Raw genomic sequence first — 18,049 nt, forward strand, 5'->3', positions numbered from 1 at the left:
CGGCCAAATTTACGCTCCCTTGTGACCCAGTTGTTGACGCTGATGACGACAGTGTAGCGGCGAAAGCTCGCGCAGAGCCTTGCGGTACACATCGCGTTTAAAAGACACCACTTTACCCAAAGGATACCAATAGCTTACCCAGCGCCAATGATCAAACTCATCTTTTTTCTGGGTGTGCAAATTAATCTTCGACTCATCGGCCTTCAGGCGCAGTAAAAACCAGCGCTGCTTCTGGCCTATGCACAGGGGGCTGGAGCCCTTGCGCAGTAATTTCTTGGGCAGTAAATAGCGTAGCCAGCCCTTGGTACTGGCCAATATCTCTACGTCGTCCGGGCCTAGGCCCACTTCTTCGTACAGTTCCCGATACAGGGCTTGTTCGGCGGTTTCCTTGGGGTTGATACCGCCCTGTGGGAATTGCCAAGCGTCTTGGCCGCCTATGCGTCTCGCCCACAGCACCTGCCCGTGATCATTGGTTACGATGATGCCCACATTGGGCCTAAAACCATCATTGTCTATCACGGCGTTTTCCTTAGTATTCTTACACCTTGTTATGCCGGCTATTGTTCCATAATTGCTGTGTATTCAGCAATTTACCTTCCCCAGTGGAGTTTCCATTGAGAACCCACGGGCGAGTCGCTATCCTTGCAGGCCTTTCACCCATAATGCAGGAACTTGTCGTGGCCGTCGCTATATTTGATCTAGATAACACGTTGATCGCCGGCGATTCAGACCACAGTTGGGGCGAGTTTTTAGTGCAAAAGCAGCTGGTAGATGTGGCCAGCTACCGCCGCAGCAACGATCAATTCTACGAAGACTACAAGCGCGGCGAGCTAGACATTCGTGCCTATCAGCGCTTCGTGCTCAAACAGGTCGCTCAATTTAGCCAGGCCGAGCAAAGCGCCCTGCTAACAGAGTTTATGCAGTGCAAGATTGAGCCCTTGTGGCTACCTAAAGCCGTCGCTCTGATCGAACAGCATCGCCAGCAGGGCGACTACCTGCTGATCATCACCGCCACCAACCGGTTCATCACCGCACCCATCGCCGCGGCCTTAAAAGTCGATGAACTCATCGCCACTGAGCCCGAAGTTATCGATGGCATCTACACCGGCGAAATCATCGACCCACCCTGCTACCAAGAGGGCAAAGTGGCGCGCTGGCAGGCTTGGTTGGCGCAACAGGGGCGCGAAAATGAGACCTGCTACTTTTACAGCGACTCAATCAATGACTTACCCTTGCTCTCTGCCGTGCAACAACCGATAGTGGTAGACCCCTGTGAGCAATTGCGCCTAGCGGCCAATGCCAAGGACTGGCCCATCATTAGCTTGCGATAATGTTCAGGAAAGAACCCATGCGCGCCGTCATTCTGCCCTTCACCCTATTCGCCTTGGCCCTAGCTGCCTGCCAAGATAGAGAAGCCACGCCCAAGGTGCCAGATGCACCGGCTGTGCCGACGGCAAACAATCAAAAAATCGAGCCAGCGGTGGATCAGCAGAGCCTCGCGGTCTGGCACCGGGGCGGGGCGGCGCTTGCACGCAGCCAGGCTGAACTCAATGCGCTTAGGGATTCGGTTCAGGCGCTGCTGCAAAATCCCACCCAAGCGACACTCAATCAGGCGCGCGAACAGTGGCATAGCGCCCACAACAGCGGCCAGGCTTTCAGCTTATTTTTCGCCATGGGTGCAGCCCACCCCGGGCTTTTTGTGCAGCTCGAAACCCTACACGACCAACTCGATGGCTGGCCTATCCAACCCGGCTTTCTAGATTATTTCGACGTCTACACCCACTCGGGCCTGGTCAACGATATCGCTATTCCGGTCACGGCTAAGGCGCTAAAAGAAGCCCACCAGCAGTTTGACCCAGCCGATCGCGCCCTAGGTTTGCACCCAATTGCCTACCTGTTATGGGGCGACAAAGGCCAGCGGCCGGCGACAGATTTTGTCAAACAGGCGCTCAAGGCAACCGGCGAAGATGAGCCAAATGTGGAGGATTTAGCCAACAATCGGCGCCGTGCGCTGCTTGGCCTGATGGTCGAATTAGCGATCGACAGCCTCGATAAACTGGCCGCGCGCTGGCAAGAGACCGGCGTTTACAGCAAGGTCTATACCGGGTTATCCGCACAACAACGCTCGGAAATACTGCGTACCTCAAGCATTTACTTGATTGAAGAACAGTTGATAAACAAGCAATTGCAACCGCAATTAGATGCCATTAGCCAAACTCACCTCGATGTTTCAAACCACAACCAGTACAGCGGTGGCAGCAAGCGCTTGCTCTCGGCCCAACTCAATGGTTTAGCGCTCTTGATCGAACAAAACCAGAGCTCGGCGCTGGTGGCACACTGGAGTCAAGGCGCGAGCAAAAGTTGGCTCGAGCAATTGGCCGCGGCAAATCGGGTGCTGGATAAACTGCCCGAGGAAGGCGCCGCCACCGAGACCCAATGGGTTGCGGCGATCGCAGCGCTGCAGCAATTAACTCTGCCCCTAAAAGCCGAGGTCGAAACACTCTAAGGTCGACGTCAGGCGCTTGCACAACAGCTAATCAACGCTCAGCGGAAAACCAAAGTTGAACATATAGGCGCGAATATTATTGCCCGCCGCCACCGACATCCCCACACGCTGCACGGAGAAGCCCAAGAAATCTTTGGGCCTGTCCCAACCGAGGGTAAAGCCAAGGTTATACAGTGATTGCGCGCCAACCGGTTCGCCGCTGGCCGCCTTAATGCCGGTGTTCTCAATAAAGTATTGGCCGTAGAAGAAGGTGCTAAATAGCAGCGGCTCACCCATAAACTCGGTGTTTAACCGACGTTCCCAATCGAGCCCGCTCTCCAACAACAAGAAGCCTTGACGCCTATCGTTAGTGGGGTGATTCTGCCCGGCCAATCTAATCCGGTTGCCGAAGGTCCAGCGATCTTGCCCGTGCATCCACCAATTGGTACTGCGCAGGGCAGCGGTATATAAGCCACGGGTAGTCTCTAAGGTGACGTCTCGGGCGAAGCCCAGCTGCAGCGACGGCGCAATTTCCCACTGCTCGTTCATGGCATAACGCCTTGCAACCCCCGGTAGAAAGGAAAAGTTCAGCAGCGAGCCATCCAACACTTCGCCCACAATATCTTCCAACTCGGTATAGCGAACACCGGCGGACACGGGCAACAGCCAATACCATTCATCCCGCTCAGACTGCTCCAACACCCAGCTGTTGATATCAACTTTAAGCACCGCCGCCTCCTCGGCGCCGGCGCGATAAAAGCCGGTGCCAAAGATTGGCGCGTAGACATAGGACAAATCCAATTCTTCAATGGATTTTGGCGTCGCGCTTTGCGCCAGCAAAAACGGGCAATAGCTCAGCAACAGCAACATCCGTGTCATAGTGCCAAACCTCATGCGTGATAGACCCGGTAAAACAGTGCCTTCAAGTATTCAGTTTCTTCAATGCAGCTGTGCACTGGGTGATCTGGCCCTTGGCTTCCGCGCGCAATGAGCTGCGCCTGCCGATCTAGGTGTCGCGCTGCGCCGGTGATGGCCTCCTCCAGCTCCTTGGTCGCTAAGTGCATGGAGCAAGAGCCCGACACCAGCACACCGTCGCGGCCCAATAAGCGCATACCCAACTCGTTGATATGGCGATAGGCGGCCAAACCGGCCTTGTGGTCTTTGCGCTTTTTAATAAAGGCAGGCGGATCTAACACCACGATATCGAAGTGTTCGCCGCGCTCTATCATCGCCTTCATCACCTGGATGGCCTTGCCGTGCTCGACGCTGACCCGATCGGCAAAACCGTTTAGCTCAGCATTGGTCACCACGCCGGCCAGGGCCGACTCGGACGCGTCCACGCAAACCACCTCTGTGGCGCCAGCCTGCGCCGCCGCTAAACCCCAACCGCCAATGTAGGAAAACACATCCAACACCCGCTTGCCCTTGGCAAATTGTTGCAGCCGAGCGCGATTTAATCGGTGATCGTAAAACCACCCGGTCTTTTGCCCAGTGCGCACCGGCGCCATAAAGCGGGTGTGATTTTCTATTAGCTCGACCTGTTCTGGCACCTCGCCATGCACCACCTCGGTGTAGAGCGGCAAACTTTCGAGTTCGCGCGCGCTGTGCTCATTGGCCATGAGGATGCCAGCCGGCTTAAGTACCTGCACCAAGGCTGCCACTATCTCGGCGCGTAACGCCTCCATCCCAGCGCTGGCAATTTGCACTACCAGCACAGCGCCGAAACGATCGATGACTAAGCCAGGCAGTAAATCGCTATCGCCATACACGAGCCGGTAATAAGGCGCCTCGAAAAAGCTATCGCGTAAACTCAGAGCCTGCTTGAAGCGGTGCACGAACAGCGACTTATCCAAGGGATAACGGCTATCGCGGCTGACTAGGCGAGCGCAAATGAGATTGTTGGGGTTAACCAACGCCACGCCCAGGGATTTGCCGCCGGCCGATGTCACCTCCACCTGCTGGCCCAAACTGAAGCCTTTGAGTGGTGTCGCGGCCACGTCCACCTCATTGCTGTAAATCCACAAGTGGCCCTTGCGAAGGCGCCGATCGGCCTGGGATTTCAATTGCAAGTGGGGCAGGGACATAGGGCAAACCTTTGCGAAATAAGAAGACGAAAACAACGGCGAATAAGATGGCGCGCAGTATAGCGGCCAGCGCTGAGAAATTCAGGCGCGATTAGCACCCCGAATAGATCTGCCTGATCTAAACTCAACACTTAAGCCCAAGGAAGTAGGTCGCATGTCGGCACCCGTGATAGAAATTACCGCCGAACAAGTCAATGCCATATTAAAGGGCATATCTATCCCGCCTCAGCCGCAGATCATGGTAGACCTACAAATGGAGCAATTTGACCCCAACTGCTCTATCGATCACATCGCCAAACTCATCAGCCAAGACGTGGGGCTGTCGGGCTGCATTCTAAAGACAGTTAACTCGCCATTCTTTGGCCTGAGCAACAAAATCACCTCCATCAAACAAGCGGTAAACCTACTCGGCATCAAAACCGTCATCAATCTAGTGAATGCCCAATCCATCAAAGGTGCGCTGTCAGACGAACAAATTGTGGCCTTGGGGAAATTCTGGGACAGCGCCATCGATATTGCCCAGGTCTCAACCCACATCGCCAAACAAATTGGCTTCGATGCGCCGGATGAAGCCTACAGCCTAGGGCTGTTTCACAACTGCGGCATTCCGCTGCTGATGATGCGCTTTGCCAACTATGCCGAGGTGATGGAGCGCTCTTACACCAGTTCAGACAAATCCGTAACCGATGTGGAAAATGAATTTCTCGCCACCAACCACAGCGTTGTGGGCTACTACGTGGCCAAGAGCTGGAAGTTGCCTATTCACCTGTGCGAAGCCATTCATCAACACCATCAAGTGAATAAAATTCTCAGCGAAGAAAAAGCAGACAACCGCAAGAAAACCTTGTTGGCCATTCTAAAAATGGCTGAAACTATTTGTAAAAACTACAAGACCTTGGGCAATCAAGATACCGACTACGAATGGCAGCGGATTTCCGACAACATCCTCGTCTATGTGGGCCTTAGCCAGTACGATTTTGAAACCCTGTGCCAGCACATCTACGACATGGGTCTTGGCGGGCAATAGGCATTGGCCGGCTACAGGGTACAAACTACAAGACGGATGGCCTGGTTCGACACATCGACCCCCTACAGGCTACAAAAATCAGGATAAACTGACTGCCTTATCATTTTTTCTGCGCAGCCAAATAACTATCCAAGCCAAGTTTAGAGGCCTGAACCGCCTCTAGCGGCGACATGCCATTGGGGTACTCTTCCTGCTCCACCACTAACCACTCGGTGCCACCCACCGTCTTATTCGCGGCGATAAGTTTCAACCAATCAATAGTGTCCTTACCAATAATTGGCAACTTGCCCTGCGCGCCCTCGGGTAGTTTAACCTTGTAATGGGTGGTGAGTGTGCGCCCTGGGTAGCGCTCTACATAAGCCACAGGATCTTGACCGGCATAAGTTGTCCAACCGACATCTTGTTGCAATATAACGCTCTCGGGCGTATGGGTAGCAATGTAATCCCAAAAAGTAGTGCCATTAAACGCATTGAATTCATGGTCGTGATTGTGAAAGCCAATACGCATACCCTTTTTTTCTAACAGCGGCGCCAAACGACTCAACTCGTTAGCCACCCATACCACGCCCTCTGGGTGCCAGGCCCGCTCATCCCAACCTACGATCAAATTTTTACATCCGAGCGCCTGATAAAACGCTACCGTTCTGTCAAAATTTTTCGCATCGAGGCTTTCAAAACTTACATGTGCGCCACTAACCGCTAAACCCAGCACATTTAACTTTTTGACCAAAGCAGGTGCGTTATCTTGATAGCGGCCAAACTCCTGAGCAAATTCAACCGCATCAAAATCCATGGCGGCAATCGTTTCCAAGGTAGCGTCAATACTTGCCTTTACATCTTCTTTTACAGACCAAAGCTGAACACTCACTTTTGGGTTCGTCGGCTCAGCCAGTACACTAGACATAGCAATAGGCATAAGTAATACCGCAATGGCGACCTGAATAAAATACTTCATCTTGGACCTCATTTATCTGTGTTTATAATCTTTTTTCTTTTAATTCTCGGACTGCATAATCTACAGCGCGAACCGTCAACGCCATAAACGTGAGCGAAGGGTTTTGCACGGAAGAAGAGCAAAAAGCGCTGCCATCGGTCACAAATAAATTGGGCACATCGTGACACTGATTAAATCCATTCAAAACCGATTGCTTGGGATCGCGACCCATCCTAGCAGTACCCACTTCATGAATCGCTAAGCCGGGTGCTCTATCGTGCACCGAAACTTCGCTTTTGACATTTTTTAGACCGACTGTTTCAAGCATTTGGTGGGCAGTTTCTCGCGCATCTTCCATCATGGCAATTTCATTATCAGACCAGCGACAGTTAATATGAAGCTGAGGCATGCCCCATTTATCCTTATTACTTGCATGCAGTGAAACTTGGTTTTCGTAACGCGGTAGCATTTCGCCCATCGCATATAATCCAAAGTTCCAAGCGCCGGGTTGCGATAATTTTTCCTTAAACGAAACACCCAAACCCTGACCATTGGCATTTCCGCGCCAATCCACCCGCGAGGCTTCGCCACCGAAGGCATATCCACGAATATAATTTTTCTTGTAACGGCTGGGTTCAAACTGAAAGTTGGGGATATAAATACCTGTTGGCCTGCGACCGGAATAGTATTCTGTTTCAAAACCCTCAACCTCGCCGCTGGCTCGTGCATTGTAGTTGTGGTCCATTAAATAATGGCCAAGCACGCCCGAACTATTCGCAATGCCATTGGGAAATTTCTTCGAGATTGAGTTCAACATGATATGGGTAGTGCCAAGCGTAGAAGCACACAGAAAAACAATTTTTGCGAAATATTCTCGCTCACTTAGATTTTCGTTATCGATGACCCGAATGCCTTTAGCGCGATTTGTTTTTTCGTCATAGATAACACTGTGCACAACGCTATTGGCGGCAATGCTCAAATTGCCGGTTTTGGCCGCCGCGGGCAAGGTTGAACTTTGGGTCGAAAAATAGGCCCCGAAAGAACAGCCCTTTTGACATTCATCCCGGGCTTGGCATTGCACCCTGCCCTGCGATAAATGCAACTGTGTTGGCTTAGACAAATGCGCGGTTCGTCCCATGATCATGGGACGGTCTGGAAAATGTTTTCTAAACGCTTCTTGCATCGCAAGTTCGGGCGAGGTCATTTCAAACGCAGGCAAAAATTCGCTGTCTGGTAATTGCGCTAAGCCTTCAGCGTGGCCGCTAATACCCGCATGCTTCTCAACATGACTATACCAAGGCACCAAATCCTTGTAGCGGATCGGCCAATCGATGCCATGCCCATCTCGACTATTGGCTTCGAAATCGTAGTCACTGAGTCGATAGCTTTGCCTATGCCACAACAAAGACTTGCCGCCTAGTTGGTTGGCCCGAATCCAATTAAATTGTGTGCCCTTTTCCGTGCTATAGGGTAGATCTCTGTCGTTGCCAAAAAAATGTTTCGTGGCATCGTTAAAGGCATAACACAGCTTTTGAACGTAGTATTGCTGCTCTACTAAAATGTTATCTACACGGGTTCGCAACGGGAAGTGCCACGCAGGTTTACCTTCTGTTATGTAATCCTTGCGATGTTCAACCAAGCGACCGCGCTCTACCATAAGAACGCGCAGTCCACGCTCACAAAATTCTTTCGCAGCCCAACCGCCGGAAATTCCGGAACCTACAACAATAACGTCATACTCTTCTTGCGACTCTTGAACATAGGTTGGCGTTGTCATTATTTTTTACTCTTATCTTTTATTCTTTTCTTTTGCTCGAGTTAAATCCAAAGGGTAGGCGCCCACGACGCCTCACCTTGACGGTAGGGGATAGACCCTTTAAACCCACCTGGAATCGCTTGATAGCGCAAGGCTTTAGTGGCACCCACTTCGCTGGTAAAAAAGCCAAACACAATGAGGCTCTTTAAAAAGCGAAAGCTATCTTTGCTCGCTGCATTAAAAGGCTGTTTGCCCACGTCTAATGCGTTTAACAGCGCTAGCTTTTGCTGCTCTGTGCAGTCGTAAAAATCGATTTGGTAATTTCTATTTGCATACTCATTTATTTGCGCAAGCAATGCCTGTATCTGCTGCTGTTGCTCAATGGCAAAACAATGCTGCAATTGATTATCGATAAAGCCATGCACATCCACGTCCGCTGCACTGGGCGTTGCTGTGGCGGGAATCACCAGCTCGCAAATGCGAGCCAATGTCGTCATCTCTTTTAAATCAAATAGCTTTCCTGCATTGATGCCAGCCTGCAGCTGGCGCGAGTAGCCGAGCGCAATGGTCAAACCCGCGCCAGATATCAAGCGCGAGGTGTAAGCCGCGCCTACTGCTCCCGCTAGACGTTTAAACAGCGCTCGTCGACTCGCAACATGAAACGCTGCGGGATTGTTGTTGTTTTTGGTTCTGTTAGCGTCCATAAGCGGCCTCAAGAAAGTGCCAGTTGTGCAGCATTCTTTTGTCGACGTAAAACCAAGGTTAGCGCCCCGAAAGCGATTACTAATACCGCCGGAAAAGCGGCTAGGTGCAACAAGGCCGCTTGCCCGGCGGCTAGCTCAGCCGCCGCACCGGTCAATTGTTGTGCCTCCGCTTCCATGCGCGCCGAATCGATCCAGTGACCGATGACCGGATTCCATAAGCTAACCGCAAACATGCCAGCGCCACCAAGTAGCGACATTCCCAGAGCGCCGGTTTGCGGCGTGTATTCGGCAACGAAACCCACCATCGTGGGCCAGTAATAGGTAACGCCCAAGGCAAAAATAATGGCTCCAACATACACCGTCGCGCCGGTCGCGATGCTCAAGGTATAAAGCCCGGCAACGGCGGCAATTGACGAGCCAAGTAACACACCTACCGGGTTAAACCGATGCACCAGTGGCCCGGCAAAATAGCGGCCCACGGCCATTAGGCCCGTCATCATCGCCATGATTAACATAGGCGAGGCACCGCTAGCACCTAAGATTCTTTCAATCCATTGCTGCGTGCCCAGCTCCGTGGTAGCGGTGAGCGTCATGCACAGCACTAAAAATAAATACAAGGGCGACAGCAAGCCGCGCAAATTGGTGCGGGTATCGGTTTCAATATGATTCGACGCCGGCAGCGGCTGGCGCAACAACAGATAACCGTAAACTAAGGTCGGTAAAATCATGACGGCTATTTGCAACTGCCAAGCCATACCCCAACGGGTCATAAAGTAAGAGGTTAAGGCGCCAATTAGAATGCCACCAGGAAACCAAACGTGAAAACGATTGAGCATGGTCGTTTTATTTTTATGGTAGATATCGGCAATCATTGGGTTGCACGCCGCTTCCACGGAGCCGTTGGCAAAGCCGATTAAAAACTCGAGCTCAATAGCAACCAAAAGCCATCGGCGCTAATGGTTAGCACTAACCCCACTAGATGACCGACAAAGGCCATCAGCATCAAGCGCTTGGCGCCGAGCAAGTTATACAGCAAACCACCCGTCATGGTAGCAATGGGAAAGCCGAGAAACGCCATGCCATTTATCCAGCCTAGCTCGGTATCCGATAAACCCAATTCGCGATTGAGCTGGCTTAAAATACCTGCCCGTATCGCCAGCGTCATGGCGGTGACCACTAAGGCTAAACTGCAGCCGATAAAGAGGCGCTGGGGATTCATTTTTTGCATGGCGTTGCCCTATTGTTATGGTTATATGCCTAATATTTTTCGATTCATTGCATCATCTTTTGGCACCGACGCAAAATCATCGAAGGCGCGATCGGCTTGGCGAATTAAATGCTGGGCAATAAAAGGGGCTCCCTCTCTGGCGCCATCCTCGGGATGCTTGATGCAGCATTCCCACTCCAACACGGCCCAGCCCTGATAGCCATATTGGGTTAGCTTGCTGAAAATTTGCTTAAAATCTATTTGGCCATCGCCGAGTGAGCGAAACCGCCCAGGCCTATCGATCCAATGCTGATAGCCGCCGTAAACCCCCGAACGACCATTGGGCCGAAACTCCGCATCTTTTACATGAAACGCTTTTATGCGCTCGTGATAAATATCGATAAAGGCGAGGTAATCTAATTGCTGCAACACAAAGTGACTGGGGTCGTACAGAATATTCGCGCGCGGGTGTTGATCGACGGCGGCAAGAAATCGCTCGAAGGTTACGCCATCGTGCAAGTCTTCACCTGGGTGTAACTCGAAGCAAAGGTCGCAGCCCTGCTGATCAAAAGCCTGCAATAGCGGCAACCAGCGCTTGGCCAATTCAGCAAAACCTGCCTCGACTAAACCCGCCGGCCGCTGCGGCCAAGGATAGGCCATTTGCCACAACAGAGCGCCGGAAAAAGTGGCATGCGCCTTCAAATTAAAATGACCGCTTACCCTAGCCGCCATCAACAGTTGCTCCATGGCCCACTCGCTTCGCGCACTCGCCTTACCCCGAACCGACTCGGGCGCGAAGCCGTCAAACATCGCATCGTAAGCTGGGTGCACGGCGATAAGCTGACCCTGTAAATGGGTTGATAGCTCGCTGATAACTAAACCGGCATCGGCAACCTGGCCCTGCACCTCATCGCGATAAGTGGCACTTTCTGCAGCGAGGGCGAGGTTGAACACGCGCGCATCCCAGGTGGGAATTTGCACGCCCTTGTAACCCATAGCGGCGACCCAACGACAGAGGTCGGGCAAGTTGTTATAGGGTGCCTCGTCTTGGCAGAACTGTGCCAGAAAAATACCTGGCCCCTGAATAGCGCTCATGACACCACTCCCTGTTCGATGTGCGACTGAGTATTTTTTGACGCCGCCAGCCGATGCCATTTTTGTGGCGACTTGCTGGCCTGCACCACGGCTTCAATAAACGCCATGCCGCTCAACGCATCGGTAATATCCGGCACATCGCGCTCGCTATCGGACGCATTTCGGTGACTTAAGTTGGCGCGAATTTGACCGGCAAAATTGCGGTAGTGGTTGGCAAAGGCTTCGATATAACCTTCGGGGTGGCCGCTGGGTGTGCGCAAATTTGCCTGCGCTAGCGCCGATAACTCACCCACACCGGCGCGCACGCGTTGCGCCGGCGCGTCGGCAAATTTTAACCACAAACTATTGGGCTCTTGCTGGCGCCACTCGAGCGACGCCTTGTCGCCATAGACACGCAGACGCAACTCATTTTCCTCACCAACACATACTTGGCTGGCAATCAAAACCCCGTTCGTGCCTTTTGCCGTGTTGAATAGAACCGTGCCCTCGTCATCCAATAATCTATCTGGCAGGGACGCCGTCAAATGCGCGCAAATTGTTTGCAATCTATCGGTGCAAACATATTCCACGAGATTGGCCGCGTGTACACCGATATCGCCCATGCAGCAGCTGAGGCCAGCCCGAGCTGGATCTAAGCGCCAAGCCGCTTGTTTATTCTCGACACTGGCGGGCGCCGCCAACCAGCCCTGACTGTACTCCACCACCACTTTCTGCACCGCGCCCAAGCGACCAACAGCGACTAGCGCGCGCGCCTCTTTAACCAAGGGATAGCCCGTATAGGTATGGGTTAAGCCGTACAGACGCCCAGTTTTCTCAACGGTGGCCGCGAGGTAGCGACACTCCTCCAGCGACAGGGTGGCCGGTTTATCTGACATCACATCAAAACCGCTTTCCAGTGCCATGCACGCCACCGGTAGATGCAAATGGTTCGGCGTGACAATGGCGACGAAGTCCATGCGCTGGCCCAGCGGCAACTGGGCTTCAGCGGTAAACAGGGTTTGGTAATCGGGATAACAGCGCTGGGGGTCTAGAAAAAGGGCGCGGCCAGAGCGTAGAGATCGCTGCGGGTCGGCGCTGAAGGCGCCGCACACCAACTCGATCTGGCCATCTAAGGCTGCCGCCATGCGATGAATAGCGCCGATAAACGCGCCCTCACCCCCACCGACCATGCCCATCCGAATCTTTCGCATCTGTATTCCTTGCCAACCCTTTGGCCAAACACAGGTTGGCACTAGGGATATTGTTATGATGACAAGAATACTATGCCAATGGCTCGGTCGGGCTGTAGTATGATTTCGGATACTTATGCAACAAAATCGGCGTTGTTGATATTTTCAGCAACTGGAAATAACCCCAATGAGAGCACGCAGAGGCGAGCGCAATGCAGGAACCATTGCTAGAAAACGGTAATCTACTCGACCTTCTTGGCGCTCGGCAGCTGGCAGACCTGTTTAGCCTGCTGCCCGATATACTTTTTTGGATAAAGCGCCGCAATGGACAAATTGCCTATGGCAACGCTGAGTTTCTCGCCTTAATTGGGGTCGATAATTTGCAAGATGCCATCGGCCTCACCGACTTCGACTTCGCGCCGCGCTACTTAGCGAGGCAATATATCGCCGACGATGAAAGGGTGATGAGCGGCCAGAATGTCACCGATCGGCTCGAGCTCAACCACGCGGCGAAGGGCGGCCTGGCGTGGTTTTCCACCACCAAGCGCTGCCTAAAAGCGAGTGATGGCGAAGTGCTAGGCACCTATGGCGTATCCCGCCATTTGGAAAAAACCTCGGTGGCACTCAATGCCATGCAGGCGCTAAAAACCCCGGTGGATTTTATTCAGCAACACTTTAGTCAAGACATCTGTCTGGCTGAATTAGCGGCGAGTACACACCTATCCATCAGCGCCCTCGAGCGGCGCTTTAAAAAATATCTCAATAAAACGCCGAAACAATATATTCACCAAGTGCGGCTCGAACACGCGCGCAAACTCTTAGCGGAAACCACACTGCCCATTGCACAGGTCGCGAGCGAATCTGGCTTTACCGATCACAGCTATTTCTCGCGCCTGTTTTATCGGCAGTTCCAGGAACTGCCCTCAGTATTTCGCATCAACCATCAACTTACCGAAGCTCAGCCGCAAGCTTTGGTGTAAGCTCGCACCACCAAGGCGATCCCCTATGGGGAGTCAATATAGCCACCGCCTCGCCCATCATAGGGGTCGTCACTGTCACACCTTGGTCGGTGGCGGCCTGTAAAACCCGTTCAAATGGCTCGGTCCAGGCGTGCATGGCGAGATCAAAGGTGCCGTTGTGAATGGGCATCATCCAGCGCCCGCCTAAATCTAAATGGGCTTGCACAGACTGCTCCGGCAGCATATGAATATCGGCCCAGCGCGGGTCGTAGGCACCGGTTTCCACAAAGGTCACATCAAAGGGGCCATAGCGCTCACCGATACGTTTAAAACCCTCGAAGTAGCCAGTGTCACCGCTAAAAAATAGCGAAACTGCCGGTGTTTTAATGACCCACGACGCCCACAAACGCGCATTTTTGTCGGTCAAGCTACGCCCTGAAAAATGTTGTGCCGGCGTAGCGGTAAGCCGCACGCCCTCAATCTCGCGGGATTCATGCCAATCCAATTCAACCACTTGCGAAGCCGCAACACCCCAGGCTTGCAGCAGCTCGCCAACACCCAAGGGCACGATAAAGTGCTTGGTTTTTGGCGCCAATGCAGCGATAGCGGCTTTATCCAAATGGTCGTAGTGGTCGTGTGAAATAATCACCGCCTCAATCTCAGGCAAGTCGTTTAGCTCAATCGGGCTGGCGTGAAAGCGCTTGGGCCCAGCCCAACTTATGGGCGAGACCCGCTCGGCAAACACCGGGTCTGTTAGCCAAAACCGCTGGTTGAGTTTGAACAAAAGTGTCGAGTGCCCCAAGCGCACAAATTGGTTATCCGGCAGGGCTAACAAGGCATCTCGGGTTAAGGACAATACCCTAGGCGAGGTCGAAGGCGCCGCATCTTTTGGCTTATTGAAGGTAAAATCCCAAAAAATGTTAAGCGCAGCCCAGAGCCCACCCACCTGACTTTCTGGCTGCTCGGGATTGAAAAAGTGCGCTGCCGCAAAATGGTCAGAGTCCGGATACTCGGGTTTACTTACCGGGGTACAGGCGGTGCAAACGAATGCCACTGTAATAGCTCCAATCAACGTAAGATTAAAAAACATAGAATTAACTCAATCAAAACCAGCCAAAAGTAAACTGACCAGTGTAACTTTTGCCAAGACTATCCCCGCCAATGGAAAAAGTAAACTCCTAAGTGTAATATTTGTTCTTTTCTACAGCGACGCCACCATGCCTCAGCCCAAAAAGCTCACGGAACAGAAACACGACGCCATTATCAACGCCGCCGTGCAGATCTTTCAGCAACAGGGTTTCGCCCACAGCAGCATGGATAAAATCGCTGCTGCAGCTGGGGTATCCAAGCGCACGGTGTACAACCACTTTGCCAGCAAGGAATTGCTGTTCGATGAAATTCTGCGACAGCTGTGGGAGAGAAGCGATCAAGAGATCGACTATAGCTACTATCCAGATCGGCCTATCAAGGCTCAGTTAACGGCAATACTGGCGGCTAAAACAGCGCTACTTGCCGATAAAAACTATCAAAATCTAGCCCGTGTGGTATTGGCCGAAATGATCCATTCACCGCAGCTTGCGCAAAGCGTGGTGCAAACTATTGCCAACAAGGAAACCCATTTGAATAAATGGCTTGAGCAAGCCAATCTCGACCGCCGTATTGCCTGTAGCGATATTGCGTTTGCGGCAAATCAACTGCATGGTCTCATAAAAGGTTTTTGCTTTTGGCCACAAATTACCATTGGCCTAGCATCGCCATCTAGCGCAGAAACCACACACATTATCGAGCAAACAGTGACGATGTTTTTGCTCCGCTACGGCACCGATAACCAGTAAGCCTTAACTCTTCTTGGCTTGAATGCCGCTCAACATGCTCACCGATTCAAGCGCCTCTTCGGCCATGGCGCGGCCGTCGAGAGATTCCACCACGCGATGCTTACTGCCATCGGTTAATTTGGCATTAATCACAAAGTGTTGAGTGGTTTTTTTGCCCACCTGCGAGGAGCCTCGGCTTTCAATTTCTAAATGCCGAATTTTTTCCGGTGCAATGAAACGTTTGCCGACAATCACACCACACAGTTTTCGAACCGTAAAAATACCACGCTTGCCAATTTTCACCTGATAGGCATTGAACAAACCGTACAAACACGCCAGCGCAATTAGGCCACCCACTAACATAAAGCACACAGCCATAAAGGTGGGCGCATCGGTGGGCCACATGAAAACGCCGCCAGCGAAAAACCCCGAGCCGAAAATAGCGCCAATCGCCTTGCCTAGAGCGCCGCGAAAATACCCGTAATTCAGCTCCACTCCATCGGGTAATTGCCGCGCATTTAGCAAAGCCTCCAGTTTTTTACCCCGCTCGACACTGGCGATGGGATGCTGGCTGGCATCGGTGAGCGCAAGGGATGATTGGGCCGTGCCAGGAAATACCGGAATTTCGTAATCGCGATCAAAATCGGCGCCGGGTAAATCGGCGTGTAAAGACAGGCGCCAAAAATAATAGCTGTCGTCACTTAATTGCGACGCCGGAAGCTTACTCGGCACGTCAAAACAAAAGGCGACCTTAGTGCCTTGGCTACTGGCACTGACCTGCGCGAAGCCATCTTTTTGCCACTGCACAGACTCGCGCCGCGAGCGATCTTTGCCCGAGCCAGAATAATAACTGTGCACGCAAGCCAAGGTAACTGCCACGGCCATGCTGGCATCGTAGGGCAAGCGCATATCCACCTCGCCCCCTACCTGCCCGCCGATGGCGCCGGGGTATGGATTGAGAAGGAGCGGGCTGGGGCCAAAGCGCTGCCACTGGCGCGTGGCGCTAATGGCCCAAATTAATAAGCCGATGCCAACAATGGGAAATAGCAAACCAATTAAGGCAGGATAGTTGCCCTTGGCCAACTCCTCTGGCAACACGAAGGGAATGGGCGAAGACACGGCATTCCAAAAAATGGCGAAAATCCAGGCACCCCATAGGCCCGCCTTGGCGTTAGAACGAATAGGATTGTGCCAATCTTCGTTGGCCAACCATGGCTCATCGGTGGCCGTTAAATTCGGTGCAATTTTATTGCGCTGATAGAAACTAAAAAATATCAAGCCAACGCCAACACCGCCAAATACAACTACAAAAATAAGCTTAAAACCGAGCATACCCCAGCGCAGTTCTCGGTAAACAACGGCTTGGTCGGGCTTATCGGGATCGACATAAACTGAAATGCTTCCGCCCTTCGCCAAGGCGCGCTTTAACTCATAGGCTTTGTCTTCCTGCCAACTGCCAATGTTATCCGAGCCGCTCATAATTCCCACCCGATCACTCTCATAGGCGGTGCCGCGAAAATAGTAGCGGTAGGACGCCAAGGCTTGATAGGTGGTGCTGTCATCGCCGTGATTGGTTTGCAGCTTGGCACTTAACAGCTGAGCATCCACTGGCTGCCACTGGTGCATTTGCTGCCACTCGTAGAGCGAAGGAATAATGCTAAAAAATAAAAAACCCACACCCACACCGGCGAAGGGCAGGGCAAACAAAATCAGAAATAATGGCGATGCCTGCTTGGTTTTTTTATCAACGGCCATGTTGTTCAGCTCCTCGTGGGGTTGGGGCTCGAATACCCTGTAGCTGGCTAAAGCAATGATCTCTGGCCAGCTGGATAAAACTTTTGGCGAAGGGCAGGGCGGCGGTGTCTTCTCTGAGTGCCAATTGCACTTTAGCCCATAAGCCCTCACCGAGTGGCAAGGCTACTAGCTGCCCTTGGGCGGCATATTCTGCCAAGACCCAATTGGGCAAACAACACACGCCGCGTCCCGACGCCACCATTTGTACCATCATCAAAGTCAGTTCTGCGCTGCGCACGCCGGCGGGCTCGACGCCCGCGGGCGATAAAAATTTGGTAAATATATCGAGCCGGTTGCGCTCCACTGGGTAGGTGATCAACTGCTCCTGGGCCAAATCCTGCGGCTGAATATGTTTGCGTTGCGCCAAGGGGTGCCGGGGCGAAACCGCCAACAGCATTTCGCATTCGAACAATGGCTCGTACAGCAAACCTTTGAGCGCCACGGGATCGGTGGTCACCACCAAATCCACCTCGCCGCGCACCAGAGCCGGCAAGGGCTCGAAGGTAAAGCCGCCGGAGAAATCCAATTCCACTTGCGGCCACAAAGATCGATAGGCATCGAGCGTGGGCATCAACCAGTTGAAGCAGCTGTGGCACTCAATGGCCATGAACAGCCGGCCGGCCTCGCCGTGCACCAGCTTTTGTATATCGCGCTCGGCGCTGGCCATAGCTTGAAGTACCTCGCGCGCCAAGATCAGCAAGCGCTCACCTGGCTCGGTAAAGCGGATAGGGCGGCTCTTGCGCACGAACACCGATTCGCCGATTTGCGCCTCCAGCTCCTTAATCTGATGGGACAAGGCCGACTGGGTTAGACACAAACGGTCGGCAGCGGCCACCAAGGTGCCGGTTTCTTTTAGGGTCAACAGGGTTTTGAGTTGGCGCAGGTCGATGTTCATGGTGGTCATTTAGCTACTTGGCATCATTTGTATTAATTATTTTAATAGTTATATCAAGGTTAATCAGTTTGATTCACCTTAACAGGGCAACCAGAATAGCGCCATCATCACATCGACCCCGTAAAG

18 protein-coding genes are annotated in these 18,049 nt (G+C 52.6%); 5 read left to right on the forward strand and 13 right to left on the reverse strand.

From position 1 onward, the window contains the following. Positions 1-9: 9 nt before the first annotated feature. Positions 10-519 carry an RNA pyrophosphohydrolase gene (rppH, locus tag QWY82_RS03170; protein ID WP_290259822.1) on the reverse strand — a complete coding sequence of 170 codons (510 nt, stop codon included), beginning with the start codon at positions 517-519 and terminating at the stop codon, positions 10-12. A 158-nt stretch (positions 520-677) separates the two neighbouring features. On the opposite strand from rppH, the gene QWY82_RS03175 reads away from it, so the two are divergent. Both QWY82_RS03175 and QWY82_RS03180 read left to right on the forward strand, forming a co-directional pair. Further along, complete coding sequence (locus QWY82_RS03175) at positions 678-1,331, forward strand: histidinol-phosphatase (RefSeq protein ID WP_290259824.1); 654 nt, start codon at positions 678-680, stop codon at positions 1,329-1,331. A gap of 17 nt (positions 1,332-1,348) precedes the next feature. Further along, entirely contained in the window at positions 1,349-2,506 is a 1,158-nt protein-coding gene (locus QWY82_RS03180) for an imelysin family protein (RefSeq protein ID WP_290259826.1), read from the forward strand. A 27-nt stretch (positions 2,507-2,533) separates the two neighbouring features. Here the strand turns inward: QWY82_RS03180 and QWY82_RS03185 are convergent, their stop codons facing one another. Together QWY82_RS03185 and QWY82_RS03190 are read right to left on the reverse strand one after the other, a co-directional pair. Then, positions 2,534-3,364 carry a hypothetical protein gene (locus tag QWY82_RS03185; RefSeq protein WP_290259828.1) on the reverse strand — a complete coding sequence of 277 codons (831 nt, stop codon included), beginning with the start codon at positions 3,362-3,364 and terminating at the stop codon, positions 2,534-2,536. A gap of 11 nt (positions 3,365-3,375) precedes the next feature. Further along, positions 3,376-4,569, reverse strand: coding sequence for a class I SAM-dependent rRNA methyltransferase (locus QWY82_RS03190; RefSeq protein WP_290259830.1), 1,194 nt, complete (start codon positions 4,567-4,569; stop codon positions 3,376-3,378). Between the two features lie 154 nt (positions 4,570-4,723). Here QWY82_RS03190 and QWY82_RS03195 point away from each other — a divergent pair, with 154 nt between their 5' ends. Next, positions 4,724-5,596 (forward strand): HDOD domain-containing protein, encoded by an 873-nt coding sequence (locus tag QWY82_RS03195; RefSeq protein ID WP_290259832.1) that lies wholly within the window; start codon positions 4,724-4,726, stop codon positions 5,594-5,596. Positions 5,597-5,696: 100 nt separating this feature from the next. On the opposite strand, the gene QWY82_RS03200 is transcribed toward QWY82_RS03195, so the two are convergent. Genes QWY82_RS03200 through QWY82_RS03230 form a run of 7 tightly spaced genes read right to left on the reverse strand, consistent with a single transcriptional unit; the run spans position 5,697 to position 12,482 of the window. Then, on the reverse strand, positions 5,697-6,551 hold the full coding sequence (locus QWY82_RS03200) for a sugar phosphate isomerase/epimerase family protein (RefSeq protein WP_290259833.1): 855 nt from the start codon (positions 6,549-6,551) through the stop codon (positions 5,697-5,699). 22 nt (positions 6,552-6,573) lie between these two features. Beyond that, complete coding sequence (locus QWY82_RS03205; protein WP_290259835.1) at positions 6,574-8,307, reverse strand: GMC oxidoreductase; 1,734 nt, start codon at positions 8,305-8,307, stop codon at positions 6,574-6,576. Positions 8,308-8,348: 41 nt separating this feature from the next. Continuing rightward, positions 8,349-8,990, reverse strand: coding sequence for a gluconate 2-dehydrogenase subunit 3 family protein (locus QWY82_RS03210; protein ID WP_290259836.1), 642 nt, complete (start codon positions 8,988-8,990; stop codon positions 8,349-8,351). 8 nt (positions 8,991-8,998) lie between these two features. Then, positions 8,999-9,931 (reverse strand): MFS transporter, encoded by a 933-nt coding sequence (locus QWY82_RS03215; protein ID WP_290259838.1) that lies wholly within the window; start codon positions 9,929-9,931, stop codon positions 8,999-9,001. Continuing rightward, positions 9,904-10,218 carry a hypothetical protein gene (locus QWY82_RS03220; protein ID WP_290259841.1) on the reverse strand — a complete coding sequence of 105 codons (315 nt, stop codon included), beginning with the start codon at positions 10,216-10,218 and terminating at the stop codon, positions 9,904-9,906. Before QWY82_RS03220 ends, QWY82_RS03215 begins: the two co-directional genes overlap by 28 nt. Positions 10,219-10,239: 21 nt before the next feature. Then, positions 10,240-11,292 carry a sugar phosphate isomerase/epimerase family protein gene (locus QWY82_RS03225; RefSeq protein ID WP_290259843.1) on the reverse strand — a complete coding sequence of 351 codons (1,053 nt, stop codon included), beginning with the start codon at positions 11,290-11,292 and terminating at the stop codon, positions 10,240-10,242. Then, complete coding sequence (locus QWY82_RS03230; RefSeq protein ID WP_290259845.1) at positions 11,289-12,482, reverse strand: Gfo/Idh/MocA family protein; 1,194 nt, start codon at positions 12,480-12,482, stop codon at positions 11,289-11,291. Before QWY82_RS03230 ends, QWY82_RS03225 begins: the two co-directional genes overlap by 4 nt. Before the next feature lie 191 nt (positions 12,483-12,673). Here QWY82_RS03230 and QWY82_RS03235 point away from each other — a divergent pair, with 191 nt between their 5' ends. Continuing rightward, positions 12,674-13,441 carry an AraC family transcriptional regulator gene (locus QWY82_RS03235; RefSeq protein ID WP_290259847.1) on the forward strand — a complete coding sequence of 256 codons (768 nt, stop codon included), beginning with the start codon at positions 12,674-12,676 and terminating at the stop codon, positions 13,439-13,441. Here QWY82_RS03235 and QWY82_RS03240 read toward each other — a convergent pair. Then, positions 13,410-14,474, reverse strand: coding sequence for an MBL fold metallo-hydrolase (locus tag QWY82_RS03240; RefSeq protein WP_290259849.1), 1,065 nt, complete (start codon positions 14,472-14,474; stop codon positions 13,410-13,412). The genes QWY82_RS03235 and QWY82_RS03240 overlap by 32 nt on opposite strands. Positions 14,475-14,637: 163 nt before the next feature. On the opposite strand from QWY82_RS03240, the gene QWY82_RS03245 reads away from it, so the two are divergent. Next, positions 14,638-15,255: a TetR/AcrR family transcriptional regulator gene (locus QWY82_RS03245; RefSeq protein ID WP_290259852.1), complete on the forward strand. Its 618-nt coding sequence runs from the start codon at positions 14,638-14,640 to the stop codon at positions 15,253-15,255. Between the two features lie 3 nt (positions 15,256-15,258). Here the strand turns inward: QWY82_RS03245 and QWY82_RS03250 are convergent, their stop codons facing one another. Together QWY82_RS03250 and QWY82_RS03255 are read right to left on the reverse strand one after the other, a co-directional pair. Then, positions 15,259-16,989, reverse strand: coding sequence for a DUF3592 domain-containing protein (locus QWY82_RS03250; protein ID WP_290259854.1), 1,731 nt, complete (start codon positions 16,987-16,989; stop codon positions 15,259-15,261). Continuing rightward, the gene (locus QWY82_RS03255) at positions 16,979-17,932 is read right to left on the reverse strand and encodes a LysR family transcriptional regulator (RefSeq protein ID WP_290259855.1); all 954 of its coding nucleotides are present in this window, start codon (positions 17,930-17,932) and stop codon (positions 16,979-16,981) included. The genes QWY82_RS03250 and QWY82_RS03255 overlap by 11 nt, the downstream gene beginning before the upstream one ends. Between the last annotated feature and the right edge of the window lie 117 nt (positions 17,933-18,049).

The sequence above is a fragment of the Simiduia curdlanivorans genome (assembly GCF_030409605.1).
Taxonomy (GTDB): Bacteria; Pseudomonadota; Gammaproteobacteria; order Pseudomonadales; family Cellvibrionaceae; genus Simiduia; species Simiduia curdlanivorans.